Source organism: Vibrio sp. CCUG 15886, assembly GCF_028570825.1.
GTDB classification, from domain to species: domain Bacteria; phylum Pseudomonadota; class Gammaproteobacteria; order Enterobacterales; family Vibrionaceae; genus Vibrio; species Vibrio vulnificus_B.
In genome coordinates this window covers 1,423,252-1,449,535 of sequence record NZ_JAQQBT010000001.1, presented here as the reverse complement: position 1 = coordinate 1,449,535, position 26,284 = coordinate 1,423,252, and the positions used below count along the sequence as shown (strand labels likewise).

Sequence of the window (26,284 nt, the reverse complement as noted above, 5' to 3'; positions counted from 1 at the left end):
TACATTAGAATTACATGACATTTGAGCCGCTAAGAGAACAAATAACCACCAGCGTGAGATTATAAAAACAGCATACCGAGGCTATAATGACTGCATAATCAATAACAATCAGGTCACAGGAAATGAAGTATCTTGCTCTTGTTTGGGGCTTACTCATTGCACCTCAGGTGTACAGCTATAATTTACAAATGGATATCCCCCATGCCCCAACGGTTGTGTTAACCGTTCAGGATTTAGAGCAAATGGAAGCCACGCAATACACCACCATGCTTCCTTGGCTTAGCGCGCCAGCCACCTTTACCGGAGTCAAGCTCAGCACCCTTTTATCGCAACAATATGGCTTTATTCCGAACCGCGTCACTCTGCGTGCCTTAAACGACTACGCCGCCGACATCGATCTCTCTGATATCGAAAAATATCAGCCCATCGTTGCTTACTGGCAAGACGGCAAACCCATGCGAGTGAGAGATAAAGGTCCTTTTTGGCTCATCTATCCGCAATCTTCGTTTCCAAAAGAACTGAATAATGAACACTATCATTCCCAGATGGTTTGGCAGTTAAAACAAATACATATCGCGAAGTGATGTGAAAACGAATAATGCAAAAAACAAACTTAAATCTTTATAAAGGGCCTTTTTCAACTTCAGCAAAACTGACTTTACTGGCAGTGACTGTCTGCTTGTTGATCGCCAATCTTGCCCTGCTGCAGGAAACAAGAACCTTGGCACGCTCTTACTCAGACTCACAAAATCAAGCCACTTGGTTCTTGTTCCACCTGTCTAAAGAGCTCTCTGAATTGGTGAGTGAATCGAGTCGCGCCGAAGACAGCAGCTACGATCTCAAGCGCGTCGAACTGAAATATGAGCTGACTTGGAGCCGTTTTGATCTGTTGATCAACAGTCGAGAAAGCGACACCTTTCTCTCGCGAACCGAAGTAAAAAGCTTCTTCGTCGATCTGTTTCATCAATTCCAAACGTTAGAGCAGCCACTGCAACAAGCATTAAACGGTGATGACAAAGCCGCAAACCTGTTTTACCGCGAAACCAGTCGCCTTTACCTGTCTATGATCGACTATGTGACGCGCAACTTCCGCGTTGCCAGCCCTTTGTATAAAGAACAGCAGACGCGTGCACAATTGCTCTTCCAAGCTCAGTTTGTGCTGTTGGGCATTTTTGTCTTGTGTGCGGGCATCATGGCTTATTTCTTCTACAAAGAAGCCCGTTTTCACAAGAAGATGTCGTTAACCGATCCGCTGACTCAGTTACCGAACCGCATCGGTATGTTTTTGCACATGGATAAGTACATTCAGGACAAAGAACATTTTTCGATCTACCTATTGGATCTCAACGGCTTCAAGGCCATCAACGATAATCTTGGCCATCAAGCGGGTGATGCCGCATTGCAAGAAGTGGCGCTGCGATTGAAAAAACTGGAAAACGCCTCAGTGCGAGTGTGCCGCATGGGGGGCGATGAATTTGCCGTGTTGTGCAAACACATCACCAATGACGAACCTCAGGTGCTCAATCAGGCGATTCATCAACTGTTTGTACCACCGATTGTGCTCGAACAAGGCCCAGCTAAGCTTTCCACCAGTTTAGGTCGAGCCTGTTTTCCAGATGATTCCGAAAACGTGGATGCGCTCATCAATCTTGCCGACAAACGCATGTACCGCATGAAGTTTTCCCGCTAGCGCTTATTTGGTAGCGTCCAGGTCACTCGACGCTGCCATCCTTTCCTTAATAAAATTCCTCCGCAAAGAAATATCGCGCTCTTAAGGGTTTCTTAAGTTTCGCCTCTTACCTTGTCAGTAACCAACGAGTTAAGGGGCGCATTATGAAACGGAATCCATCACTCTCGACCGCACAACCATCACAACAGCCTGCAGGGTCAAAGCTGGGTACGGCTCAGTTACAAGAAGTGAGCTTAGAGATTGTCTATCCACAACATCCCATGTGGGAGACGGCAATTGAGTATGTCCAACAGCGTTATGAGCTGGCCTTTTCCGCCCATTTGCACCAGTTCATGCCTGCTTACTTGGTGTTGGCGCATCAAGGCCATCTGCTTTCTCTATGTGGATTTCGTATTGCGGCAGACGAGCCTCTATTTCTTGAGCAGTACTTAGATCAGCCCGCCGAACATGTGCTGTCCCAACGTTTTGCCTCAGACATCCAACGTGCCAACTTAATTGAGTTTGGCCACTTGGCCTCATTCACCAAAGGCACCTCTCCCATCCATTTTTACTTGATGGCCGAGATGTTGGTTTCCATGGATTTCGAATGGTGCATTTTTACAGCTACCGACCCACTGCATGCGTTGATGACTCGCATGGGCTTAGAGCCACAAGAGATTGCTCGCGCTGATCCAAACTGCCTCGCCAATGCAGAAAGTTGGGGCAGCTACTACGAGCACCAGCCGCGCATTCTGGCCGGAAACCTGAGAAAAGGACTAGACCGCTTACATGCCCTCTTTCAACGCTCGCAGCGCCACGCCTAGGAGGAAAGCATGAACCTCATCATTCAAACCTTGCAGCAATATGCGGAACAGCGCCCAGAGCAAGTGGCTTTCTTCGGCCTCAATGACGAAGGCCGCGAGCAGAGCTACACCTATCAGCAATTGCTGCAGGCGGTCCGCCAAACAGCACAACAACTGCAAGAGCGCAACATCTCGGCATTGGCGCTACGAGCAGAAAACAGCCTCAATTGGCTGATTGTCGATCTCGCTGCGATTATGGCCAACGTGGTGATCGTACCAATCCCGATGTTCTTTTCACCGCAGCAAGTGGCACACAGTTTAGAAGCGGCAGGGATCACCTATTTATTGGGTGATTGGCAATCTGATGCTCAACAATACCTCGGTGAAATGGCTGGGCTGGCGCTTTATCATCGCCCTTGTGACGGAGAAGTGGGGTATCTGCCTAATACGGGGAAAATTACCTTCACCTCTGGTTCAACAGGAAACCCAAAAGGGGTCTGTTTGAGCCACGAACATTTGGCCAATGTCAGCCAAGCATTAGCCAAAGGGCTCGCTTTAACTCAAGGGGAGCATCTGGTGCTGCTGCCACTGTCCACCTTGCTAGAGAACATCACCGGAATTTACGTGCCCTTATTGCTTGGCCTGCCATCCATCATTCTGCCAGGCCACAAGGTGGGGTTATTAGGCTCAAGCCAATTTGACCCAACTCTCTTTGCCAAGGCTCTGGCGCACTATCACCCTGCCACACTGGTGCTTACCCCTGCCTTGTTGATGGCATTGATTGGTGTGGTTCACGCTAAGCCGGAATTTGCCCATTCGCTGCGCTTTGTCGCGGTAGGCGGCGCAAAAGTCGCCGCGGGGCTGATTCATCAAGCGCATAGTCTCGGTATTCCGGCCTTTGAAGGCTATGGTTTATCGGAATGTGGATCGGTGGTTTGTTTGAATCTGCCCCAGAATCATCAAGTAGGCAGTTGTGGACAGCCACTGCCCCATTGCCAAGTCCGTATTTCTGACGATGGTGAATTGCTGGTCAAAGGCAACGGTGCTCTGGGTTATTTGCAACAGCCTTTTGAGCAAGAGTGGTTAGCTACTGGGGATCTCGCCAGCATTGATGAACAAGGCTATGTCCACCTTTCTGGCCGCAAGAAAAACCTGATCATCACCGCTTACGGACGCAATGTTTGCCCTGAGTGGCTTGAATCTCAAGCGCAAATTTCCTTACCCGGACAGCCTTTTATTGTCACGGGGGATGGCCAACAGGCGCTTTGTGCCATCGCCCAGCCGAGTTCACAACTTGCGCAGCAGCTCATTACCTTAAACGCGTCGTTACCAGACTACGCCCGCATCCATTATTTGATTGAGGTTGAGCAACTCACCACGATCAGCGACTGGTTTACGGCCAATGGCAAGCTGCAACGACAAAACGTGGAACGCGATGCTGCGTTTTTGCTAACACAGCAGCCAACCCATTTTCTACAACATCCCGTTCAGATCACCGGACTCACCAAACAGCCGACGACTTTGCCCACGGAGGTGCCCATGCACGCATTTTTCGACCAACTCAAACAACACACACTCACTGCACAGCAAGAGATGTTACAAGCACCGGTGATCGGCCAAGTGATGAGTGGCGCGATTTCCAAATCCCTTTATATTGCATTTCTCACCCAAGCTTATCACCACGTTAAACACACGGTGCCGCTTCTCATGGCATGCGGAGGGCGCTTATCCGGCCAATACGAGTGGGTACGAGAAGCGTTGGCAGAATACATCGACGAAGAAAAAGGGCACCAAGAGTGGATCTTAAACGACATTCGCGCCTGTGGCGGTGATGCCATTGCGGTGAAAAACAATCTTGGCGAAGGCAAAGCGGGACGCGCCATTGAGTTGATGGTGGCCTATCTCTATCACCACATCGATCGCCACAATCCACTCGCCCTGTTTGGCATGGTGTGGGTATTGGAAGGCACCAGTGTCGACATTGGAGGCCAAATGGCTCAGCAAATTCAACGCACTTTGCAACTTCCTAGCGAAGCGATGAGTTACCTCACCTCGCACAGCGTGCTCGACCAGAGCCACTTGCAGTTTTTTGAACGCTTAATGAATCAAATTACCGATCCAAACGATCAGCAAGTGATCATCGACTCCGCCAATATGGTCTTTTCACTCTACGGTGAAATGCTGCGCTCGTTAAGCGAGCACACACAGCAACAAGCGGCTTAAGGAGGCACTATGCAACTTTCACAGGCAAACATATTGCTCACCGGTGCCACTGGCGGCATTGGCCAAGCAACGGCGAAAACCCTCGCAAGGCTCGGTGCAAACTTGATTTTACAAGGACGCAATGAGCAAAAACTGCGCGCCTTAAAAAATCAGCTCTCAGGTGCAGAGCGCCACCATATTTTGCTGGCCGATCTGGCGAGTGAGGAAGGCATCGCAGCCGTGAATCGCTTTGCGCAGCAACACTACGAGAATCATCAGCGCATCAATGTGTTGATCAACAACGCAGGCTGCAACGCGTTTGCTCCGTTGAGTCAGCGAAGCGCCCACGAGCTAGAACAAGAGCTCAAACTCAACTTGCTGACGCCCATGTTGCTCAGCCAAGCAGCGCTCTCTTGGCTGAGCCGCCCTGGTATCATCCTCAACATTGGCTCGACGTTTGGATCCATTGGCTACCCCGGCTACAGCAGCTACTGCGCGGCCAAAGCGGGATTACATCGCTTTAGCGAAGCGCTGGATCGAGAGCTGACGGCAGAGGAAATTCGCGTGCTCTATCTTGCCCCGAGAGCCACCTCAACATCCCTCAATTCCGAGGCCGTGGTGCAGATGAACCAACAACTGGGTAATCGCATTGACGACCCGCAAGTGGTCGCTGACCACATCGTACTCATGCTGGAAAAAGAGATCGCGGCCAAGTGGATTGGCTGGCCAGAAAAGCTCTTTGCCCGGCTCAATCAACTGCTGCCCAGCGTCGTGGCCAGCGCCATTCGCAAACAGCAACACACCATTGAACAGTTCATCAACCGAACCAGCCACTGAAAAGGATTTCGCTATGAAACAACCCATTTTAACGACCGCGAGCGCCTTAGTGCTCACCTTTCTTTCCGCCAGCAGCTTTGCCGTTACCCCGTTACAGGATGTGCAAAGCAAATGGGCAGTATGCCAATATCAGGTTGAAGATGAGGATCAAAAAATCAAGTGTTTAGAAAACTTGATCATGCATAATACCGCCATGTTACAGCAGATGCCGGACAACCCCGAACTCACCCTTTGGCTTGCGATTAACAAAGCCTCCCTCGCGGGAGCACAAGGCGGTTTGGGTGCATTGTCCTTAGCCAACGAAGCGAAAGCGTTACTGGAAAAAGTGATTGCCACCGCCCCGAATACACTCGATGGCTCGGCCTACACCAGTTTGGGGTCGCTTTACTACAAAGTCCCAGGCTGGCCTCTGGGCTTTGGCGATGACGAAAAAGCGGAAGAAATGTTGAAAAAAGCGTTAGAGATCAACCCAAAAGGCATTGATCCCAACTATTTTTATGGAGACTTTCTAGCAGAAGATGGGCGAAGCAAAGAAGCCAAAGTCTATTTGACCCGCGCCAAACAAGCTGAGCCACGCCTCAATCGACTCTTGGCCGACAAAGGCAGACAACTTGAAATTGATGCCGCATTGGAGAAACTGAAATAAATCATGCGATTACTACTGATTGAAGACGACACACTGCTTGGCCAATCCATGGTGACTTCGCTAAGTCGCCATGGCTATACGGTGGATTGGTTAGAAAAAGGCTCAGGCGTCACCAGCGCACTGAAAACCGAAGATTTCACGGCAGTGATCCTCGATTTAACCTTACCGGATATCGATGGCTTAGACGTGCTGCGCAACATTCGCAGTGCGGGTTTTAACTTGCCTGTGGTGATTTTGACCGCCAGAGACGACATCAAAGATCGCGTCCAAGGCTTAGACCGAGGCGCGGACGATTATCTGGGCAAACCTTTTGCGCTAGAAGAGCTGCTGGCCCGTTTGCGCGTGGTGATTCGTCGTCAATCTGGTAGCGCAACGGAAGTGATTGAAGTGGGCGAATTGAGCCTCTCCCTTTCCGAGCAGTCGATTCGTTATCAAGAGGTCGTTTTAAAACTGACGCGTAACGAATTTAAAATCCTTGCGGCGTTAATGACCAATGCCGGACGAGTGATGAGTAAAGATCAGTTGCAGCAGTCTCTGCACGGTTGGGATGACAGCGCCAGCGACAACGCCATTGAAGTGCACATTCACAACTTGCGCAAAAAAGCACCCAACGTGCCGATTAAAAATATCCGTGGCGTGGGGTACATCATTGAAAAGTAGCCAACCCTTCTCCATCAAGCGACGCTTAACGCTCTCTGTGAGCTTGCTTTCCTGCTTCTTGCTGATCATGACCATGTATTTCAGCTACAGCTCTGCGCAGCATGAAGTGGGAGAAGTGTACGACGCGCGCTTGGGTCAAACAGCAAAACTGATGTTGATGGCATGGTCCATCGCCCCCGAAAAAGACAGCCTGCAGCAGCACCAACAACAGTTTGAGCAGTGGCGCACCAACTTACGCCGCCTCGCCCGAGAAGACGATGACGAAGGCACCGCGTTTGGCCATCCTTATGAGCAAAATCTGGTGTTGCAGTTTTTCCGTCATGGCGATCTGATTTGGAGCTCCGATTCATCGTTGACGGCGCTAGGCTCAGAGACGCAAAAAAACGGCTTTCGTGATACTCAGATGAATGGCGAACGCTGGCGTATTTTTCAACTGTCTTCCCCTCCCGATTCCGGCCATTCCGAATGGATTGTGGTGGCGGAAAATCATCGCATTCGCAATGAAATCATCAGTGAAATTGCCCTCTCGACCGCTTTGCCACAACTGATTTTATTGCCCGCGTTGTTGGTGATTTTGTTGTGGTTAATTGATAAGAATTTTCGCCCGATCGAATCTCTGCGCGCCGCTATCAGCCATCGCAGCGCCAACAAGTTGGATCGCATTGAAGTGGATCAGCCAACGCAGGAGCTCACCCCATTAGTGGATGCTCTCAACCACTTGCTCAGCGCGTTAGAGCAAGCATGGCAGCGTGAAAAACGTTTTACGCGCACTGCGGCGCACGAGCTGAAAACACCCCTGACCATTTTGCGCCTGAATGCAGAGAATGCCCTCGCCAGCGAGAATCCGCAGCAACTTTCTCATGACCTCAATAACATCCTCAAAGGCATCGAACGTACCGACCGTTTAATTCACCAGCTGCTAACCTTGGCTAAGGTAGAAAACGCCAGCGAGCTGGCGTGCGACAGCATCGAACTTGATAAGCTGCTGCAAAGCGTGATGGCGGATATGGCGTTGTTGGCCTTAAAGCAGCAACAAGAGCTCAGTTTGCAGAGCGCAGAAGTGTCGTTGCAAGGTGATAAAACGCTGCTCGAAGCGCTGTTTCGTAACCTACTGGATAACGCAATCCGCTACTCAGGCGCTCAAAGCGACATTGACATCAGCGTAGTGGAAACCGATCAATATGTGGATGTGTTGGTGGCCGACAATGGCAACCCGATTGACGAAGCCAGCCGTGGCAAGTTGTTTGAACCCTTCTTTCGCGCCAACAGTGAAAAAGGCGATGGTGCGGGTTTGGGTATGGCAATTTGCCAAGACATCGCCAAATTGCACAACGCCACACTCGAACTGCTCCCTCGCAGCGAGCATCGCAATGTGTTTCGTGTGCGCTTTTGGCGAGCTCATCCGTAAGTGCCAACGGGCAGAAGAGGTGAGCTATGATGACAAAAAGGCGCTGTTGGCGCCTTTTCTCTGACTGCAATTAAGCTATCGCAATCACTCAAAATACTTGCGGTACAAAGCTTGCGTCCAACCTTCTATTTCCATTTGGTGAAGGGCTTGCTGAAACTCGTCAATCACCGAGCCTGGCACTAGCCGCATCGGCATGTTATCCCAAGCCAACGGTAAGTTGGGGTCATAGGCCGGATTCTCTTGGCCTTCAAACAGAGCAGAATTGCGACTAAATCCCGCCCAAGAAGGTGAACTGCGATCGACAAATTGAGGGTGAATCATCATATCGCTCGACCCTTCGGTTTTGAGAAAATAACGTAGCGTATCTTCTTCATAGACATAAAAATCCGCGCGACCTCGACGCAAAAAGGTCATTGCTCGGCCGACATCGAGTTCTGACACCGTCAGTTGATCCATCTGTGACGTGTCGCGCCCCACCAAATAATCTGGATTTCCCAGCGCCACCAGCTGCGTAAGCCCATCAAGGCTGGTTGCCTGCGTCATGAGCGGCCGTCCCTTGAGCGTGATTGCCACATCACGTTGATAGGTGCCGTTGGGCACCCAATATGCGTATTTGGCTCTTTCCTCATCAAAGGCAAAGCCAGGGTAGAAGTCGATTTCCCCCGCTTCTAAGGCATGCAACACACGTAACTTTGGCAAACGTACAACTTTGAGTGTTACACCAATCCGCTTGGCCGCCTCGTCATACAATTCGAAGTAGAAACCATCATCACTTGGCTCTGCATGGATATAAGGCATTTTCGCGGTAGTGCGATAGCCCATGATGATCTCTGTTGTGGCAAAGCTGGGATAGATAAAACCACATAAAAACAGCAGTAGTCCCAAACGCATGATCTTTCCTTTTGGTTGCTTATGACTCCATCAGAATAACCATAGACCATATCGCAAAAATTGACGTTCTTTACTCTTCTATAGCGCCTGTCTAATTGCTTTGGCCACCACCTCAAAGCGTGCTGGCAGAGTGCGCGCTTTTTTGCTGATTAAGTAAAGAGATTCCTCCACTCTCTGAGCGCTTGGGTAGATGGCCAAGTGCTCCGTCAATGAAAATTGGCTCATTGCCGAGTGAGGCAATACCGTGAAGCCAAGACCTTGAGCGACGGGCAATAAAATTTGGCTCAGTTGATTCACATAGCCCCTTGCTGGAATGTGGCGCGTGTCCATTTGGCTTTGATCCGTTTCACCACACAAGGTCAAATAAAGCTCTAAATAATGGTGGGCATCCGGGTGTTCAATGAGCCCTAACGCGATTATGTCGTCCAATGTTTTCCCTTGATATTGAGCTGGATAAAACAGACAAAGTTCATCCGAGCCCAGCGCTTGCACCTCAAACAAAGCCGGTTGCGGCAAGTAGGTCACAATGCCTAAATCGGCTTCGCCATTGAGTACCGCTTGAATGATTTTGTGATTCGGCGCCACTTCCAACTGTGGGATCAGCTCTGGGTATTTACATTGTAAATCGAGCAGCTGCGGATAAAGCTTTAACCCCAAAGCCCCCGAACACGCCACCCGGCAAACCCCCGCATGTGGGTCATCAAACTGCAGACTTTGCAGCAGTTCGGCTTGCTCACTTTCCAACTGCTTTGCGTATTGATAAACGCGCTGCCCCGCTTCGGTGATTTCAAAACTCTTTTTGTCCCGCTCAATGAGTGCAGCACCGCAGCTCTCTTCCAGCTTGCGAATGTGTTGGCTGACACCCGGTTGAGTCATGAAAAGCTTTTCCGCAGTTTTGGTAAAGTGGCCGACCTCAATTAAGGTTTTAAAGGTCGTCAGCCAAACTGGATTTAACATCGCTTGCCCGCCTAAGTGATTGCTTAATGATAAAAACAAAAAATTATTAAAATAATAAATTATGATAATTTCAAGTAATAATTCTAACTCCCTATACTCTCTCCATCGAAACGGATTAAGCAATCAACTGGATTTGCTGATCGACACCAATCAACGAATCGAACTCACGAGCGTTTGGAGCAGAACAATGAAAATGAATCACGTAGGCATCATGGTCGGTGACATGGATAAAGCGGTGGCGTTTTACACCCATGCACTTGGCCTAAAAATCGTTATGAATAACACAAAAGTGGTGGAAGAGCGTGAAAGCGCCATCGGCAGAATGTGTATTGCAGTATTTGGCGAGGGTTTTAAAGGTTTCAACATTGCTCACTTGGTCACCACCGACGGCATTGGCGTTGAGCTGTTTGAAATGAAAGAGCGCCAAGAGCGTCACGTTGTGGATTTCTCTCGCCTGGGCATCTTCCATTTCTGTCTACAAACCGATGATTTTGAAGGCGTCATTAAACGCACAGAAGAGTTTGGCGGGAAAGTGCGTATGGACATCATGCGTTACCACCCCGAAGACGACAGCAAACCTGCGAAAATGGTCTACCTAGAAGACCCATTTGGTAACTTGTTTGAGCTTTACTCGCACACCTACGAAGAAACCTACGCCTCAGATTACGAGTAATCGCAGAGCACAATTGGATTAGCGTAAAAAATGGATTAGCCGAAAAGCTAATCCATTTTTATTTCAAGCACATGGTTGGGCTATCAATCGCTGCTGCCCTTTCTGTGTCTTTACTATTTCGGCTCCAACAACAAGGTCATGCGTTGGGTGCCTGGGCCAAAGGTCACTTTGGCTCTCTGTTTGACCTCTTCCAGCGTGACGCTTTGTGCGGTTTGCTCATAGTTCAGCAGGGCATCAATCCCGTAATGGTTAATCAAGTAACGGGTATAGAAGCCGTTACGAAAGCGTAGATCGCTGTCCATTGCTCTTAAGTCAACACTGAGCTGTTTTGCTGCAGTGTCCACTTCCTCTTGCGTGATATTTTCTGCCAACTCAGCAATCACTTGCTCGATGTGCTGGTCCATCAACTTAGCGTCTTTGGGGGCTATCTGCGATTCAAAGAACCAATCTGACACCGTTTCTTGGTCTTGCATCATCGGATACACCGCTGGGCTGTAATCCAAACTCGCTTCTTCCCGCAGTTGCGTGAGCACTCGCGCCAAGCTGATTCTTTGCAGCATGTCTTCGATAAACATATCTTTGCCCACTTTTGCTGCGACGTGGGGGTTCAACACGCGTACCAAATGTAAGGTTGACTTCTCACTGCCCTCTTTCACCACGCTGTACGCTGGTAAGTTGTCTTTATACACAACGGCATAATCCAACGCTGGCGCGGGTTGCATCTCGATAGACGCCACATATTGTCTCAGCAATGGCGCCACTTGCTCCGGCGTAAGATCGGCAATCAGAACCATTTTGAATCCACGATTTTGGCCAAACAAGGTTTGATGAATCGCGTCGATTTGCTCTACGGTCACGGGGCTCACTTCGTCCGCCGTCACGAGGCGATGTCGAGTATGATCCGGATAAGAGGACTGATTGCCCTTCAAGACCAATTGACCAACACCGGATTTCAAATAGGCTGAACGGTTTTGCTCAAACTCTTTCTTCACAGCCTGCAACTGGCGTGGATCGATATTGATTTCTGTAGCAAGGTTGTAGAGCGCATTCAAAGTGATGGCCAATTTTTCTTTGGCACCTATCATTTCCACACCATGATAGGTGGTGCCCAAAATAGGATTGAGCATCAAATCATTTTTGCGCAAATAGCTGTCCAGTTCCGTGCCGGAAAAATCGCCCAAGCCGCTGCGAACGGCGGTATGGGTTGCTAATTCATAGGCGGGATACAAACTCGGATCAATCGCAGCTTTGCCCCCTAGGCTGGCAAAGTTGATGTAAGCACGATCACCCGCTTTGCTGTCTGGCTGGAACCATACTTCGATCCCATTGGAAAGCGAATAGACTTTGAAACCACCTTCATGATCTTGAATATCGACAATTTGTCCAGCCTGCTGCGGCTGAAGAAAGCCTTCATCTTTCGCCGCAAGGGTCAATGGCTTCACACCAGGACGTTGATACGCTTCGGCGATTTTCATTGGTGAGGTTGCCCACGTAGCCATGCGATCGCCTTGCCCGAGTCCCATCACGAATGGCACGGGTTGATCAAGCACGCCTTGCAACTGCTTGTTGGCCGTTTCAAGGGAATTCAACGCAATAAATTGAGTAAGATTGGCTTGATAATCTTGCTTCGATTGAGTGACGTTGTTTTGGTCCAAATCGATCATCCGGCTATCAGCGAAATGAAAGGGCTTACGTTGCTGCCAATCGCTTTCCAAGTTCGTCAACTCACTACGATAACCAGACATCACGCTGTCGAGCTCCTGCTGGCTGACACCATAGTCGCGCAGCGACGCCAATGTCTCAACAAACAAACGATGCATGTCGTGGCGCTGGCTCGGCGCAAAGGACACCCCACCTGCGATCAGGCGGCTGTAGTTATTGGCAAACGCATTGGCGTAGACGTACTGAAACGGCTCCGCAGCATCATTGAGCACAGAATAGAGGCGCTGTTGAATCAACTTAGCGCTGACATCGTCATGCCACATCTGGTGCTGTTGCGCTTGTGTGCGCATACCAACAAACCCACGGTCGATAGCAAAATGGACACTTGGCGATTCCATCACACTGCTAAACAGCACTCTAGGCTCCGTTTTTACCGGAATATCGCGGCGTTTCTCAACGGTGCTGTTGGCCGTTGTCTGCCAATTGGCAAACTTTTCATCAATGATGGCGGCGACATCTTCAACACCAACATTACCGGTAATGATCAACTCAGAATATTGCGGTTGATACCAAGTTTGGTAGAAGGACTTTAAGGATTCTGCCGTGGCATTTTCAATCGATTCTTGATCGCCAATGGGATCATGCTTCTCATAAACCGTGCCATCGATGGAAGCGTAGTAGGCATTAAACGAGAAGGATTTATCTTCAGGGCGTGAACGTCGCCACTCGCCTAAAATCACGCCTTTCTCTTTTTCCACTTCTTGAGGATCAAACTCGATGCCATCACTGACATCTCGCATCCAAGTCAATGCTTGTTGTAGATGACTGGCATCATTGAGTTCGAGTTTGTAGGTGGTTTGCTGATACGCGGTAAACGCATTGATGTCAGCGCCAAAACTGCCGCCCGCTTGCGCGAACAGTTTGATCACCTCGTTACCTGAAAAATGTTGGCTACCATTGAACGCCATGTGTTCCACAAAATGCGCATACCCTTTTTGCTGCTCATTTTCTTGGAAGGAACCAATATTGACGGTAAAACGCAGCGAGATCTCCTGATCATCCGTAGGGTAAATGTGGTATTTCATGCCATTGGGCAACTGACCAACCGTCCAGTTGGCGTCTTGTTGTAATGGCGTGGAGTTGGGGGTTAAAGCACAACCTGACAGTAGTAATACTGGGAAGAACAACATGTTCCGCATAAATCTCGTCCCTTATCATTATATCCTTACAAAATATATCGCTGTTCGCTCTACTCACCTATTTTATAAACCGCCAAGCGCTGATTTTCAGGAGATCAGTCGCAGAAATCGACCAAGAAGCTTTTCCCCTTGCCACGCAAAATCTGTCTATTCTTATTAGTGACAATTAAAACAATTAGAGTGGTCGCTATGATGAGTTTAAGCCGCATGTTTGCTTTTCCTCGCTCAGCACTTTTCGTGCTGGCTTTATTTCCTTCCTTCCCTTTATTGGCTGCCTCAGGTGCGCAACAAATCGACTATTTGCCCATGACGATCGGGCTTTTAGGCGGGCTGGCGATTTTCCTCTACGGTATGGAAAAAATGTCGGATGCGCTTAAACGTGCCGCAGGCAATAAGATGAAACAGTGGCTGGCTAAACTGACCACCAACCGCGTTGCAGGGGTACTGACGGGCACGGGCATTACGGCGATCATTCAATCCTCATCGGTGACTACGGTGCTGCTGGTGGGATTCATTTCTGCCGGATTAATGTCGCTACCACAAGCGGTCGGCGTCATCATGGGAGCCAACATCGGCACCACGGTCACCGCGCAAATCATCGCCTTCAAAGTCACCAAAGCGGCGTTAGTGATGGTCGCGATCGGTTTTATGATGTTTTTCACTTCGAAAAAGGAAACCACCCAACACTACGGCAACATGTTGTTTGGCCTCGGTTTGATCTTTCTTGGGATGAACTTGATGAGCGAAGCGATGGCGCCGCTGAGAAGCTATCAACCCTTTATTGATTTGATGGCGCACATGGATAACTTGTTGCTGGCAATCCTTATTGCCGCTGCCTTTACGGCTTTGGTCCAATCTTCATCTGCCACCACAGGGATTGTGATTGTTCTTGCTGGCCAAGGCTTTATTCCACTCGATACTGGGATTGCGCTAGCAATGGGGGCCAATATCGGTACTTGCGTCACTGCCGTGTTGGCATCGATTGGAAAACCAAGAGAAGCGGTACAAGCGGCGGCCATCCACATAATTTTTAATGTCATGGGTGTGGTTATTTGGCTGCCACTCATCGGGATATTAAGTGAACTTGCGATGTTTATCTCACCCCTGCATCCCGAGCTCAGTGGCGTGGAGCGAATGGCCGCCGAGTTGCCACGGCAAATCGCCAATGCCAACACACTGTTTAATGTGTTAAACACCTTGATCATGCTTCCGCTTGCTAGCGTGTTTGTTTGGCTGGTTCGCAAACTCTTGCCCCATACATCAACCGAAAAAAGCGAAGCCACCATTCAAACCAAATACATCAACGACGCCTTTTTACCAACACCCGATATCGCGTTAGATCAAGCGCAACTTGAGCTCGGTCGAGTTGGCAGAAGGGTGTGTAATATGCTCAACATGATGCCCCCTCTCGCGCCAGAATGTAAAGATGCCAACGAGACCAGCTTAGTTCGTGAAAGCCTTAACCAGATCGAATTGATTGAAGAAGAAGTTGATCAGCTGCATAGCTCGATTCTGTCTTACTTAGGACGCCTGCGTCGCGAGCCTCTCTCCAACGCGCAAAGTGCACGGCAAATTAAGCTAATCAGCATCACCGACCAATTGGAAAGCATCGCGGATTTGGTGGTGAACTCCTTACTGCCGTTGGCGTACAAGGCGCTCAACGACGATATTGTGGTCAGCCCACAAATGCGCACCACCTTGGATACCGTGCAAGACAAAGTGAACCGAACCTTGCTCGATTGCGTCAACGCCATTCGCCGCGATGATCCCGCCACGGCCCAGTTGGTTTTGAACGCCAAACGTGAGCTGAACTCGTTGATTGACGCCGTATTGGCGCACCAAGCGCAGCGTTTATCGGAAGAGCAGCCCAACCGCCTGCGGATTTTCCGTTATGAAATGGAATGGGTGGAAACACTCAAACGCATTTATACCCTTACTAAGCGCATTTCTAAGCTGCAACTGCGTCAGCGTGATATTTCAACCCCAACGCAAGGTTAGCCTCACAGTTTTGTGTTTGCGCAAAAGGGAATTTGGGCTGAAGGACAACGGCTCAACGAAACTCGACTAAACTTTAAGCATGAGAGTGCATATTAGTAATGCAACGTTAGTGCTAAAGCACGTCAGCAGTCTAGGAGTCGACAATGGAAGCGATCAAACCTGCAATGCATGAACCGTTTTGCGTGGATCTCAAACACGCGTTGATCTGGGTAGCGCGTGCCTTAGATTATGTCGGCATGGACGATCTTCACCACAACCACAGAGTTGCTTACACCGCGTATGAGTGCGCAAAACTGCTTGGTTGGGAAAAAAAGAAACAAGAATTCAGCTTCTTAGCGGGCTTAATTCACGACTGTGGTGTCTCCCAAACGGCGGAACATTCGCATCTCATCAGCGACATGATCCCCAGCGAAAGCGAGCAGCACTGCCGAGTGGGTTTTCAAGCCCTCGAACAATGCGATATGTTGGCGCAGTTTGCCAACATCATTCTCTACCACCACACCGATTGGCTCCATTTACAGCACGCGCCAATCAGCCCCTATGAGAAAGATGTCTCCGCGCTCATTTACTTAGCCGACCGGCTAGACTTCTTGCGAGCCAAATACTTAAGTCATACCCAACAAGATCTCATCACCTTGTACAAAAAGGCGATCAGTGAGGAACTGTATTTTTATCGTGGCACACTCTTCTGCCCGACCTTTGTTGACGCGCTGGTCACACTGATCCACCGAGATGGTTTTTGGTTTGCTATGGACTCAACCCATATCGAAACCGTCCCGTTCTCTTTTAGCCAATTGAAATGGTTGCATCAAGATCTGTCGATTTCCGCTCTGATTCAACTGGGCCGTTTTATTGCTGGCATCGTCGATGCGAAAAGCCCGTTTACGTATCAACACTCCTTAAAAGTGGCTGAGTTAAGTGAATACTTGGCCCTGCAAATGGGCCTTCCAAAATCCACCAGCAAGTTGATTTACGTTGCGGGTTTGGTGCACGACATTGGCAAGTTGAGAACTCCCGATAGCATCTTGCACAAAGAAGGGCCACTGAGTGAAATCGAATACATCCACATTAAGCGTCATACTGTCGATACCGCGGTCGCGCTCAATATGATTTTCCCTCATTCCAATATCGCCCAGTGGGCGGCCAATCATCATGAAAGGCTCGATGGCAGTGGCTACCCGTACAACAAAACCGCTGAGCAACTTGATTTGCCATCACGCATCATTGCGATTGCCGATGTTTTCCAAGCCTTGTCGCAAAACCGTCCCTATCGAAGCAAACTGTCACCACAAGAGATCACCGACATCATGTGGCCGATGGTGGAACAAAACCAATTGGATGGAGATGTGTACGCAAAACTCGATCAGAACTTAAACCACTGTTATGCCATGAGCACAGCACTGTCGTTGAAGGCTTCTGAGGGGAAAACATTGGTTGATGCAGAAAGCTCACTCGCATATTCGCAATAAGCATGCATCGAAGAAGAGCCATCCCAAAAATGCCGTAGCAAAAACGATGAACGAAAACCGATAAAAAAGCCCCTCCAATTGAGGAGGGGCTTTTTACTGTTGATTACTTTCATCAATTTAATGATGATAAAACAGAGCGTTTAAGGTTGCGTCGCGAGCGCTTGGTCGATGTCACTGGCGCTGTGGCGCTCTTCCACCATCTCCCACGATTCACCCCAGGTTTTATTGACAATACGGCCACGTTTTACTGCGTCACGCTGTTCAATGTCTTTCGCCCAACGCACCACGTTCTGGTAGCTCGCCACGTCTAAAAACTCAGCCGCATTGTACAGTTTGCCCAGCACAAGGTTGCCATACCAAGGCCAAACAGCGATGTCAGCAATCGAATATTCATCACCACCGAGGTAACGATGTTTCGCCAATTGCTTATCTAGCACGTCAAGTTGACGCTTAGCTTCCATGGTGAAGCGGTTAATCGGGTACTCAAATTTCTCTGGTGCGTAAGCATAAAAATGGCCAAAACCACCACCCAAGTAGGGGGCTGAACCTTGCAGCCAGAATAACCAGTTCATGACTTGAGTGCGCGCTGCTAAATCCGTAGGCAGCAATTTGCCAAACTTCTCGGCGAGATAAAGCAGAATATGACCCGATTCAAACACATTGATTGGCTCAGCTACGGAGCGGTCAACCAAGGCGGGAATTTTTGAGTTGGGATTCACCGCGACAAAGCCCGACGAAAACTGATCCGCATCGCCAATCTTGATGATGTGCGCATCGTATTCGGCTTCTTTCACGCCAAGAGCCAACAACTCCTCCAGCATGATGGTCACCTTCTGACCATTGGGTGTCCCCATTGAGTAAAGCTGGAGTGGGTGTGAGCCGACCGGCAGCTCTCGTTCAAATCTCGCACCCGAATCTGGACGGTTGATGCTCGCCCACTGACCGCCGTTTTCTTCATTCATGGTCCAGACAGCTGGAGGAGTATAGGTATTTGCCATGATGTGTCCTTTTTTGGTTTGGAGGTAATTACCTGTTTAATATCAGTCCTTAGACCTCAAATTTAAAGGAATACTTTCCAACGAAACTCGTCTTAACTAGAACGATCGGTTATATATCTTTTCTGAGCCCAGTACCCGCCTCAATCGCACCTTTTATAACCCCATCAGGATGTACTTACTTTCCATGTAATCATCCATGCCAAGGAATGAACCTTCTCTACCTAAGCCCGATTCTTTCACGCCACCAAACGGCGCAACGGTGGTGGAAATCAATCCTTCATTGACACCGACAATGCCCGCTTCAAGCGCTTCCGACACACGCCAAGCTCGTGAGAGCGATTGTGTATAGAAGTACGCCGCAAGGCCAAAATCGGTATTGTTAGCACGTGCCAGCACTTCCTCTTCGCTATCAAAGACAAACAGTGGTGCCATTGGGCCAAAGGTTTCCTCCTGCGCCACCAGCATCTCATCACTCACGCCACTGAGTACCAAAGGCTGCACAAGTCGACTGCCTGCCGTGGGCAATTGGCCACATTCAATGTGCGCCCCTTTACTTTGGGCATCTTCGACGTGTTGCACCACCTTGGCGACTGCGGCATCGTTGATCAGCGGGCCAATATGAACGCCTTGGTCAAAACCATTGCCCACGTTAAGTGCTGAGACTTTCGCCACCAATTTTTCACAAAATGCCGTGTAGACCGAACGTTGAACATAAAGGCGGTTTGCACAGACGCAGGTTTGCCCGGCATTGCGGAATTTGGCGATCATGGCCCCCTCAACGGCGGCATCCAAATCGGCATCTTCAAAGACGATAAACGGGGCATTGCCACCCAATTCAAGAGAGAGCTTTTTGATGTTGTCTGCCGATTGACGCATCAACAGTTTGCCTACGGGCGTTGAGCCCGTGAACGATAATTTACGAACGCGCTTGTTACTGGTCAGTTCGCCACCAATCGCAACCGCATCACCGGTGATCACGTTAAATACCCCAGCAGGAAAGCCCGCTTTTTCCGCCAGCACAGCCAGTGCAAGCGCGGTAAAAGGGGTATCCGGCGCGGGTTTTAAAATCACCGGGCAACCTGCCGCAAACGCTGGGCCGCATTTGCGGGTGATCATCGCCGCGGGGAAGTTCCAAGGGGTAATCGCGGCCACCACGCCGATCGGCTCTTTGGTCACCAAAATCTTGGCGTTTGCTTTGTGGCTTGGCACGAGCGTGCCATAGGCTCTGCGCGCCTCTTCAGCAAACCATTCAATAAAGCTGGCGGCATAAAGCACTTCTCCCTTCGCTTCAGCCAATGGCTTACCTTGTTCTAACGTCATGATGTGCGCCAACTCATCGCTGTGTTCTAGGATCAACTGATGCCAACGATGCAGTAGATTGGCCCGTTCTTGTGCCGTAAGTGCTTTAAACTGCTGAAACGCTTTGTCTGCACCCGCGATCACTTCTTGGGTCTCCTTTTCCCCCATATTCGGCACCGTACCAATCACTTCATCGTTAAAAGGATTGGTAACGGTCATGGTTTGCGGCGCGCTGCGCCATTCCCCGAGCAGATAACATTGCTGCCTGAATAATGAATTCATACTGGATTCCTATTGAGCGTGACATTGCCATTTTGCTGGCAATGAAAATGGGTGACCCTTTCAGTTTGGGCCAAATCAGAGACACTATACGCCTAATCGTCACTATTTGTAGTGTCACAAGCTCCTTACCTAAGATTCACGCACTCACCCAACCATTGCCGCCTAAACTGTGTGCTATCACAAACTTCAATCAAGTAATTGAAGTAACACTTTCCGCTCTGTTGCTTTTTTAGACGCTCATATCCAATAGTGAAAGAAGACGGGAACAACGCGATAGATAAGGAGCCCTTGATGGCTGATATTCAGATCCCCAAATCCCTGCATGAAGTCTTTGGCGAAAAGCAATCAGCCTTGGAGATAGCCTGCGTGTTTGCCTTTGCTTTTGTCGGTACTGCCATCGTGTATTGGCACTTATACTTGCCGATGAATGCGGAGTTAAACTGGAAAGTAGCACTTGGCTTCGTGCTGATTGCCGACGTTTTGGCCGGTTGTGTGGCCAACTTCACCAAAGGCACCAACCAATATTACGCCGCTCGCCCGAGTAGCCGATTCACCTTCATCGCTATTCATTTTCATATCATCGCGATTGCGTGGTTGCTTGGAGGCTCACTACTGAGCGCTTGGATTATTTGGGGGAACACAATTGCTGCCGCGATGGTTATCAACTCGCTCAAAGGCCATAAGTTTCAATTATTTATTGCAGCAAACCTGTTGTGCTACGGATTATTGCTCTTACTGATTCTGCCATTAGAACCTTGGCTTTTGGCTTGTTCGCTGTTTTTTATGACCAAAGTGATGTTCAGCTTCGCCGTTGATCACTACGCTAACGCAGAATAAACCTTGCACTTGAAATTCGGATTGGGCTGCGCACCACTGCTCTCGCAGCCCTTTCGCTATCATACCAACCGCGAAAAATATCAGTCACGGAAAGTATCAATCGCTAAAATACAAACCGCTAAATTTTAAACCTTCCCAGCAGGGTATCTAACTGTTCGCATTGCTCATCGAGCCCCTCACAGGCTTGTTGCACCTGCGCCACCATACTGACCATCTGTTTTGAACTGTCAGCAATGTTCTGCACATTCAGGTTTATGTCGGCGCTGACGGCACTTTGCTGAGTCGCGGCGGAAGCAATCTGACTGTTCATGTCGTTCATATGCACAATGGATGCCCCTATTTGGCCTAACGAATCGGTCGCGTTGCTGGCTCGATGCAGCGTTTCTTCACGGCTATTGGCGCTGCGCGACATCACTACCACCGCCTCCTGAGCGCCTTGCTGTAAGCGTTCGATCATCGCCTGAATTTCTCCCGTACTGTCGGATGTGCGACTCGCCAAAGAGCGTACTTCATCCGCCACCACGGCAAAACCACGCCCTTGCTCTCCCGCCCGCGCTGCTTCAATCGCCGCGTTGAGTGCCAACAGATTGGTTTGGTCGGCAATGCCACGAATCACATCCAGCACCGAGGCGATGTTACTTACCTGTGAGTCCAGTCGGTGAATCACTTGCGTCGCTGTCTCTATTTCGCTGGCAAGATGCTCGATCGATTCCACCGTTTGTTGCACGGTGCGCTGAGCTTGCTCTACCTGCTCACTCGCGAGGGCACTTGAGTGCGCTGCTTCACCAGCGCTATCACTCACGGATTGGCTGGTGGCCTGCATTTCATTTACTGCAGCAGCGACGGTATGGCTTTCTTGTTGCTGCCCATGTGAAAACTGGCTGATTTGCTGCGTCGATTGCAAAATCAAATGCATGTCACTGCGCACGCTTTGCGTTGCCGCCACCACCTCTCCAATGGTGTTGTGAATGCGGCTGGTAAATTGGTTGAAGGAGTGCGCAAGCTCGCCCAATTCATCGCGGCTGCTGATGTCGATACGGCGAGAAAGATCCCCTTCCCCCTCCGCAATATCGCGCATCGCCACCTGAATTTGTCGCATCGGCTTCATCACAAAACGCTGAATCACCCAGTAGGCAAACGACACGCTGATCACCACCGCCACCAAACCAATGAGGATCACGTTGTCGACAAAGTTCTGGCGTTCAACATATTGCTGATTGAGCAACATCAACTCATCATCAATGGCATTACTCAGGGTTTTGAGTTGAGCACGCATCAGCACAAACTCATCGTGAATGATTTGCTGGTTGTCGGCGTAATAATGTTCAGCTAAATCAGGCTGATTAAATATCGGTTCATACAATCCGATCCAACTCTGCGTTATTTTCACCAGCCTATTGAGCTCCCCTTGCATTGCGCTAGGAATGAGCTGCGCATCAATTAATTGCTGTACTTTCTTCATTCGCGGAATGGCTTTGTAGGCATTTTCTTTAAACTCCCCGATATGGTAGTTCTTTTCATCCTGCGATGAAGCCAGCAGCCAACCTTGCACCGCATTGCTCGACTGGTATAAGTCTCGATAGGCATCTTCTAGACTCATCACCACCGGATACATGCCATTGTTAATATCGTCGGCTATTTTGGCTTGTTTCTCAGATAAGGAATAATTAATAAATGAGACGACTAAAAACGTCAGTAAAATAATGCCAACGGGAATCGTCAGCTTGTGTTGAATTTTCATATCATTACCTAATTACTGTTTAGGTATATTGTCTGGAAAAGCCATTTTCCATTCTATGACTGATATAAAAGTTTAATTTCTGCTCAATTTATATTTGAGTCAGGAGTGACTCAAACTCAGAAAATAAAACGATACTGCTGTGACACAACAGAAACGCTTGCGCTTTCCATCGCCTCTCACTATAAACAGGTATCCCTTTCGCTTAGGTATTCGCATGCACCTCGCTCTGTTTGATTTTGATGGCACCATCACTCATGAAGATATGTTTTCGCTCTTTTTGAAGCACTCCGCGTCTCCCCAGCGCAAATGGCTCGGTCGGATCGCAATCATGCCGTTTTATACCCTATACAAACTCAAGTTGTTGCCCGCACATGTGATGCGCCCGATAGCCAGTTGGGTGGCTTTTCGGGGCCGCGATGCCCATCAACTGAAACAATTGGGGGAACGCTTTGCTGCGGAGGTGATTCCTCATTACCTCCGAGTAGAAGCGATGGAAAAACTGGCGTGGCATCAAGCCAAAGGCGACCGTATTATTCTGGTCTCCGCCTCGCTCGACCTTTACCTTGCGCCTTGGTGTCAAACCCAAGGTATTGAATTGCTTTGCAGCGAAATGAAAATCCACCACGCCACGTTAACTGGCACCTACCTGAATGGGGATTGCAGCAAAACCCGCAAAGTCGCCAGAGTCAAAGCGCATTGCGATATCGACCAATTCCCGCGCATTTATGCCTATGGCGATACCGATGAAGATCGCCCAATGCTGGCACTGGCAGACGAAGCGTATTTTCAATGGGAGAGAGTGGCACCGGAGGGGTGAACCGTCTTGAATCTGGAAAAAGTGTAGGCGAGAGAAACACAGACATCTTTCTCTTAAGCAAAGGATTAAGTACCTAATTTCGGTACTTAATCCGTATCTCTGTAATATCAAAGAGAAAGACTCAACGACGAATGAGGTTTAAACCAGGGTAAGGATCGTCGCTCCCAGCAATACCATCCGCGTTGACAGTGTTCGCTGTTCCACTGTCTAGATCATAAGCAAACATTCTCATACCACTGCCCAGCACTTCATCCGTTGAATCAACGATAAGCCCAACAATGGCACCTTCTTTTTCATTTAGAAAACCATGTAGACTCGCCGAGCCACTCACTGGCGCAAAGTCGTAAGCCACTTCAACGGCAGTAGTGCCAGGACTGAATCGCATCAGTTTGCCATCACTCGTCCCAAAATAAATAGCATGGTCCGAACCAACAAACATCGAGGTTGCAATATAGTCATTCTTGTTAATTGGCATTCCCTGCGGCCATGACACATTCAAATTAGCCACGACAGGGTCTGTCATAATGTCTGTCGATGCAGATAACTTGACAATATTGATCTCGTTGGTCGAAACATTATTCGTGGTGATGACGTACCAAGCATTTGACGTCACATCATAAACGGGTGAAAAACGAGTTCTCCACAACCCAGATGACTGCCCACCGTTGTCAGGAGAGAAGGCGATTTTTTTGTAATTGGTCGAATCCATATTATTGAGATCATAGATGAATAGGTTCTGTCCTATGCTCGGCGTGTCATTCACCCCAGCACCTTCAAAGAACATCGCAAATTCTCCATTGCCACTGATTGGCGTTATCGCATCCCCTATAAAATATTTAGGCCCATCAGTGGTGATAAATGGCCCGGCTTTTATTGCCCCAGTTTTGCCATCCACTTTGATTAAACCTGCACGAAACTCCTCATGTGTTTGTGGATTCACAACAAACGAAAATATATCGTACGCCCAATATGTCGCATTAGCCCAAAAATCTCCATCGCCAGCTCTAACAAAGGCCAGAGGTGGCGTAGCCGCTTCTAAGTAAACGTCCCCAGAAACTCCTTTGACATTCGTGCCAGGCAACCTTTCATCAGAGAGCTCACCTGTTTGTAGATTTGCAGACCAGATCCCAACCGAGGTTTCCATTGGCTTAAGTTTCGCTTGGGCGACTTTCGATGTCCCACCGATTACGATAGATGAACTAACCTGAGCAGTTTTACCTACAGGATAACCCACCTCGTTAGTGCCCAAAGGAATGCGCGTCACTTCTGTTGTGTTCCGATTGTATTTAATCAGAGCGCCATCACCATGTTCGCCACCACCCGTGGCCATCGCAAACAGTAAGCCGTCAGTGTAGAGTTGACTATCCAAACTGCCTTCATCACCAACGGCAACACTGCCAGCAAAAAAGGTCCCCCCCGTCACATCTCCACCTAGCAAACGCTGCTGAGAGAGCGAACTTGTACCAATTTCATCCACATACGAAGCAACCACATTATATTCGTCCAATAAGGTTTGCAGGCTTTTACTATATTCAGCGGAGCCATAAGTGTGAGTCTGCTTTAAATAAGTCATTTGACTTTGGTAAAAGTCCTCAGCAGTGGCGTCGGAGTTACCCACAACCCACATGGTCGAACTATTTCGACTTGCCGTCACATGAGCGGGCTTCGCATAACCACTTAAATCCGGCTTCCATAACCCTTGAAAACTTTGCAAAATCTCAGGTTCTTTATGAGCATAAATATTGGATAAAAACGGATGGCGGAATTCTGGAACGCTATTAGGGACGCTGCCTGTTGTCCAAACTAAAGCTTTATCTCCATAACCACTCACTACAGCTTGCGGATGGTAAGTTCCATGAGTGGTAGACCAAACTATCCGAGACTGACTCCATATCCCGTCGATTGAACTAGGGTCGGGCGCCCATTCTCCTTCAGGTGTTATTTTGAACAACGACATTTGATAGTCATTTTCACCCCCCCCCAGATGACATTTTCTCGACTATCATAGTGTGAAGTACGACCAAGTATTATGGTGTGCCCCATCACATTGCCACGGACTTTCCAAGGTTTTGACCAATCACTCTGATCGCTCGGATGCATACTGAAAAGCTTTCCTGACGTTGTGCATTTATTATCAGATTGGTTACACATGTCTTTGTCGATGACAACGTATTCAGAACCCAAAAAGATGGATGGGTCTGTTCCATCATCATAAAGCATTGGCTCTGTCATAATCTCAAATATGCGGTCGCGCCAATCTCTACCCACAGCATTACTATGCTCAAAGAATTCAAAAACAATATTCGCCTTACCAAAGTCACTGCTGGATTCATCAATATTAATATGGACCAATCCACCACTCGTCCGCGTTGAATCCCCCGCAGGCGAAGCAGGAAGAGCCATTCCTCCACGAGTTGCAATCACAATCAAACTTTTGCCATCTTTCGAAACGACAGGCTTGAGGACATAACGGCTAAATGACTCATAATAAGTGGATTTATAAAACTCAGGAATCAGAGTCAAAATACGGGCTTGATTCGCTGTAGGGTCAAATTTAATCACAGCTTTATCTATGACGCCATAAAAGCTCTGATTGGCTTTCGAATAGACAAAACCTGTTTTCTTGCCACCTATATTGGCAACACCAGCTTCAGAGAACAATTGACTGATATTAGGAGCAGGCAAACCTTGTGCTTCAAATAAAGTACTTTGCAAACTCAAGTCGTCTTTTAGAATGCTCCATAGCCCCACAGCCCCCCTCCCGCCTGACTGACTAGTGAGCAGTATTTCCGTCCTTTTGCTACCGCTATCCGTATCAAGCTGACTGTTCCGACTGTGATTATCGCAACCTGTAAAGACACCGATGACCAGCGCAACAAGAATGAGGTGTTTTCTATCCATATAAAACCTGCCAATTTATTTTGATTTTATAAAAGCTTACGTCATGTTTTCGACATCACAGTGAGTATAGTCAGAATAATTGGATTGCGTTGAAAATAGGCAAGTGCATATTTTTATTGCAAGTGAATATTCAAATCCGTCCAAGGAGCATCTCTCCACCCACCCCATTGTTGCGAAATGGAAACACTGTTTTTCCGCTGCTTGCCTTCAAAACACATTTCAAATACCTATAATTCACCGCCTTAAAAATACATAAAACATATTCCGCGTTATCTGAATCTTCTAAATCGCTGTACAACTCAGTGCTAAGGGGGGGTAACGCGTTTTTTCATTTT

21 protein-coding genes and 1 pseudogene are annotated in these 26,284 nt (G+C 48.7%); 14 read left to right on the top strand and 8 right to left on the bottom strand.

Features of this window, described 5'->3' with window-relative positions; all coding sequences use genetic code 11:
- The first annotated feature begins 122 nt into the window (after positions 1-122).
- The 9 genes and pseudogenes from PQQ36_RS06135 to PQQ36_RS06095 all read left to right on the top strand — a co-directional run bounded on the left by PQQ36_RS06135 (position 123) and on the right by PQQ36_RS06095 (position 8,225).
- The gene (locus tag PQQ36_RS06135) at positions 123-584 is read left to right on the top strand and encodes a molybdopterin-dependent oxidoreductase (protein ID WP_060533133.1); all 462 of its coding nucleotides are present in this window, start codon (positions 123-125) and stop codon (positions 582-584) included.
- Positions 585-598: 14 nt separating this feature from the next.
- The gene (locus PQQ36_RS06130; protein ID WP_011082167.1) at positions 599-1,690 is read left to right on the top strand and encodes a GGDEF domain-containing protein; all 1,092 of its coding nucleotides are present in this window, start codon (positions 599-601) and stop codon (positions 1,688-1,690) included.
- Positions 1,691-1,833: 143 nt separating this feature from the next.
- Positions 1,834-2,493 (top strand): thermostable hemolysin, encoded by a 660-nt coding sequence (locus tag PQQ36_RS06125; RefSeq protein WP_273660574.1) that lies wholly within the window; start codon positions 1,834-1,836, stop codon positions 2,491-2,493.
- Between the two features lie 9 nt (positions 2,494-2,502).
- A pseudogene (locus PQQ36_RS06120) lies at positions 2,503-3,507 on the top strand (AMP-binding protein); the annotation flags it as partial.
- A 504-nt stretch (positions 3,508-4,011) separates the two neighbouring features.
- Positions 4,012-4,695, top strand: a complete 684-nt coding sequence (locus PQQ36_RS06115; RefSeq protein ID WP_263179853.1) for a TenA family transcriptional regulator — start codon at positions 4,012-4,014, stop codon at positions 4,693-4,695.
- A 9-nt stretch (positions 4,696-4,704) separates the two neighbouring features.
- Entirely contained in the window at positions 4,705-5,511 is an 807-nt protein-coding gene (locus PQQ36_RS06110; protein ID WP_263179807.1) for an SDR family oxidoreductase, read from the top strand.
- A 13-nt stretch (positions 5,512-5,524) separates the two neighbouring features.
- Positions 5,525-6,157, top strand: a complete 633-nt coding sequence (locus PQQ36_RS06105) for a hypothetical protein (protein ID WP_263179806.1) — start codon at positions 5,525-5,527, stop codon at positions 6,155-6,157.
- Positions 6,158-6,160: 3 nt separating this feature from the next.
- The gene (locus PQQ36_RS06100; RefSeq protein ID WP_188010851.1) at positions 6,161-6,817 is read left to right on the top strand and encodes a response regulator; all 657 of its coding nucleotides are present in this window, start codon (positions 6,161-6,163) and stop codon (positions 6,815-6,817) included.
- Complete coding sequence (locus PQQ36_RS06095; RefSeq protein ID WP_181454040.1) at positions 6,807-8,225, top strand: ATP-binding protein; 1,419 nt, start codon at positions 6,807-6,809, stop codon at positions 8,223-8,225. The genes PQQ36_RS06100 and PQQ36_RS06095 overlap by 11 nt, the downstream gene beginning before the upstream one ends.
- Before the next feature lie 84 nt (positions 8,226-8,309).
- Here PQQ36_RS06095 and PQQ36_RS06090 read toward each other — a convergent pair whose 3' ends face one another.
- Both PQQ36_RS06090 and PQQ36_RS06085 read right to left on the bottom strand, forming a co-directional pair.
- Positions 8,310-9,116: a substrate-binding periplasmic protein gene (locus PQQ36_RS06090; RefSeq protein WP_040110414.1), complete on the bottom strand. Its 807-nt coding sequence runs from the start codon at positions 9,114-9,116 to the stop codon at positions 8,310-8,312.
- Positions 9,117-9,194: 78 nt separating this feature from the next.
- The gene (locus tag PQQ36_RS06085; RefSeq protein ID WP_273660573.1) at positions 9,195-10,073 is read right to left on the bottom strand and encodes a LysR family transcriptional regulator; all 879 of its coding nucleotides are present in this window, start codon (positions 10,071-10,073) and stop codon (positions 9,195-9,197) included.
- Between the two features lie 187 nt (positions 10,074-10,260).
- Between PQQ36_RS06085 and PQQ36_RS06080 the strand changes: the two genes are divergently transcribed.
- The gene (locus PQQ36_RS06080; protein ID WP_103199577.1) at positions 10,261-10,746 is read left to right on the top strand and encodes a VOC family protein; all 486 of its coding nucleotides are present in this window, start codon (positions 10,261-10,263) and stop codon (positions 10,744-10,746) included.
- 113 nt (positions 10,747-10,859) lie between these two features.
- On the opposite strand, the gene PQQ36_RS06075 is transcribed toward PQQ36_RS06080, so the two are convergent.
- Entirely contained in the window at positions 10,860-13,607 is a 2,748-nt protein-coding gene (locus PQQ36_RS06075) for a M16 family metallopeptidase (RefSeq protein WP_273660572.1), read from the bottom strand.
- A 189-nt stretch (positions 13,608-13,796) separates the two neighbouring features.
- On the opposite strand from PQQ36_RS06075, the gene PQQ36_RS06070 reads away from it, so the two are divergent.
- The gene (locus PQQ36_RS06070) at positions 13,797-15,605 is read left to right on the top strand and encodes a Na/Pi cotransporter family protein (RefSeq protein WP_273660571.1); all 1,809 of its coding nucleotides are present in this window, start codon (positions 13,797-13,799) and stop codon (positions 15,603-15,605) included.
- Positions 15,606-15,748: 143 nt separating this feature from the next.
- Entirely contained in the window at positions 15,749-17,074 is a 1,326-nt protein-coding gene (locus PQQ36_RS06065; RefSeq protein WP_273660570.1) for an HD-GYP domain-containing protein, read from the top strand.
- 140 nt (positions 17,075-17,214) lie between these two features.
- Here PQQ36_RS06065 and yghU read toward each other — a convergent pair whose 3' ends face one another.
- Together yghU and PQQ36_RS06055 are read right to left on the bottom strand one after the other, a co-directional pair.
- Positions 17,215-18,072 (bottom strand): glutathione-dependent disulfide-bond oxidoreductase, encoded by an 858-nt coding sequence (gene yghU / locus PQQ36_RS06060; RefSeq protein WP_011082155.1) that lies wholly within the window; start codon positions 18,070-18,072, stop codon positions 17,215-17,217.
- 153 nt (positions 18,073-18,225) lie between these two features.
- The gene (locus tag PQQ36_RS06055; protein WP_273660569.1) at positions 18,226-19,653 is read right to left on the bottom strand and encodes an NAD-dependent succinate-semialdehyde dehydrogenase; all 1,428 of its coding nucleotides are present in this window, start codon (positions 19,651-19,653) and stop codon (positions 18,226-18,228) included.
- A gap of 291 nt (positions 19,654-19,944) precedes the next feature.
- On the opposite strand from PQQ36_RS06055, the gene PQQ36_RS06050 reads away from it, so the two are divergent.
- Positions 19,945-20,490 (top strand): hypothetical protein, encoded by a 546-nt coding sequence (locus tag PQQ36_RS06050; RefSeq protein WP_017421750.1) that lies wholly within the window; start codon positions 19,945-19,947, stop codon positions 20,488-20,490.
- 118 nt (positions 20,491-20,608) lie between these two features.
- Here PQQ36_RS06050 and PQQ36_RS06045 read toward each other — a convergent pair whose 3' ends face one another.
- Positions 20,609-22,231, bottom strand: a complete 1,623-nt coding sequence (locus PQQ36_RS06045) for a methyl-accepting chemotaxis protein (protein ID WP_273660568.1) — start codon at positions 22,229-22,231, stop codon at positions 20,609-20,611.
- 214 nt (positions 22,232-22,445) lie between these two features.
- On the opposite strand from PQQ36_RS06045, the gene PQQ36_RS06040 reads away from it, so the two are divergent.
- Positions 22,446-23,048 (top strand): HAD family hydrolase, encoded by a 603-nt coding sequence (locus PQQ36_RS06040; RefSeq protein WP_224656453.1) that lies wholly within the window; start codon positions 22,446-22,448, stop codon positions 23,046-23,048.
- Between the two features lie 121 nt (positions 23,049-23,169).
- On the opposite strand, the gene PQQ36_RS06035 is transcribed toward PQQ36_RS06040, so the two are convergent.
- The gene (locus PQQ36_RS06035) at positions 23,170-25,005 is read right to left on the bottom strand and encodes a hypothetical protein (protein ID WP_225470566.1); all 1,836 of its coding nucleotides are present in this window, start codon (positions 25,003-25,005) and stop codon (positions 23,170-23,172) included.
- Positions 24,987-25,949, bottom strand: a complete 963-nt coding sequence (locus PQQ36_RS06030; protein WP_273660567.1) for a hypothetical protein — start codon at positions 25,947-25,949, stop codon at positions 24,987-24,989. The genes PQQ36_RS06035 and PQQ36_RS06030 overlap by 19 nt, the downstream gene beginning before the upstream one ends.
- Between the last annotated feature and the right edge of the window lie 335 nt (positions 25,950-26,284).

What these genes read in the sequence shown, in the direction of transcription:
- PQQ36_RS06135 (WP_060533133.1), top strand. Translation starts at nt 123, where the DNA reads ATGAAGTATCTTGCTCTTGTTTGGGGCTTACTCATTGCACCTCAGGTG.
- PQQ36_RS06130 (WP_011082167.1), top strand. Translation starts at nt 599, where the DNA reads ATGCAAAAAACAAACTTAAATCTTTATAAAGGGCCTTTTTCAACTTCA.
- PQQ36_RS06125 (WP_273660574.1), top strand. Translation starts at nt 1,834, where the DNA reads ATGAAACGGAATCCATCACTCTCGACCGCACAACCATCACAACAGCCT.
- PQQ36_RS06115 (WP_263179853.1), top strand. Translation starts at nt 4,012, where the DNA reads ATGCACGCATTTTTCGACCAACTCAAACAACACACACTCACTGCACAG.
- PQQ36_RS06110 (WP_263179807.1), top strand. Translation starts at nt 4,705, where the DNA reads ATGCAACTTTCACAGGCAAACATATTGCTCACCGGTGCCACTGGCGGC.
- PQQ36_RS06105 (WP_263179806.1), top strand. Translation starts at nt 5,525, where the DNA reads ATGAAACAACCCATTTTAACGACCGCGAGCGCCTTAGTGCTCACCTTT.
- PQQ36_RS06100 (WP_188010851.1), top strand. Translation starts at nt 6,161, where the DNA reads ATGCGATTACTACTGATTGAAGACGACACACTGCTTGGCCAATCCATG.
- PQQ36_RS06090 (WP_040110414.1), bottom strand. Translation starts at nt 9,116, where the DNA reads ATGCGTTTGGGACTACTGCTGTTTTTATGTGGTTTTATCTATCCCAGC.
- PQQ36_RS06085 (WP_273660573.1), bottom strand. Translation starts at nt 10,073, where the DNA reads ATGTTAAATCCAGTTTGGCTGACGACCTTTAAAACCTTAATTGAGGTC.
- PQQ36_RS06080 (WP_103199577.1), top strand. Translation starts at nt 10,261, where the DNA reads ATGAAAATGAATCACGTAGGCATCATGGTCGGTGACATGGATAAAGCG.
- PQQ36_RS06075 (WP_273660572.1), bottom strand. Translation starts at nt 13,607, where the DNA reads ATGCGGAACATGTTGTTCTTCCCAGTATTACTACTGTCAGGTTGTGCT.
- PQQ36_RS06070 (WP_273660571.1), top strand. Translation starts at nt 13,797, where the DNA reads ATGATGAGTTTAAGCCGCATGTTTGCTTTTCCTCGCTCAGCACTTTTC.
- PQQ36_RS06065 (WP_273660570.1), top strand. Translation starts at nt 15,749, where the DNA reads ATGGAAGCGATCAAACCTGCAATGCATGAACCGTTTTGCGTGGATCTC.
- yghU (WP_011082155.1), bottom strand. Translation starts at nt 18,072, where the DNA reads ATGGCAAATACCTATACTCCTCCAGCTGTCTGGACCATGAATGAAGAA.
- PQQ36_RS06055 (WP_273660569.1), bottom strand. Translation starts at nt 19,653, where the DNA reads ATGAATTCATTATTCAGGCAGCAATGTTATCTGCTCGGGGAATGGCGC.
- PQQ36_RS06050 (WP_017421750.1), top strand. Translation starts at nt 19,945, where the DNA reads ATGGCTGATATTCAGATCCCCAAATCCCTGCATGAAGTCTTTGGCGAA.
- PQQ36_RS06045 (WP_273660568.1), bottom strand. Translation starts at nt 22,231, where the DNA reads ATGAAAATTCAACACAAGCTGACGATTCCCGTTGGCATTATTTTACTG.
- PQQ36_RS06040 (WP_224656453.1), top strand. Translation starts at nt 22,446, where the DNA reads ATGCACCTCGCTCTGTTTGATTTTGATGGCACCATCACTCATGAAGAT.
- PQQ36_RS06035 (WP_225470566.1), bottom strand. Translation starts at nt 25,005, where the DNA reads ATGTCGTTGTTCAAAATAACACCTGAAGGAGAATGGGCGCCCGACCCT.
- PQQ36_RS06030 (WP_273660567.1), bottom strand. Translation starts at nt 25,949, where the DNA reads ATGGATAGAAAACACCTCATTCTTGTTGCGCTGGTCATCGGTGTCTTT.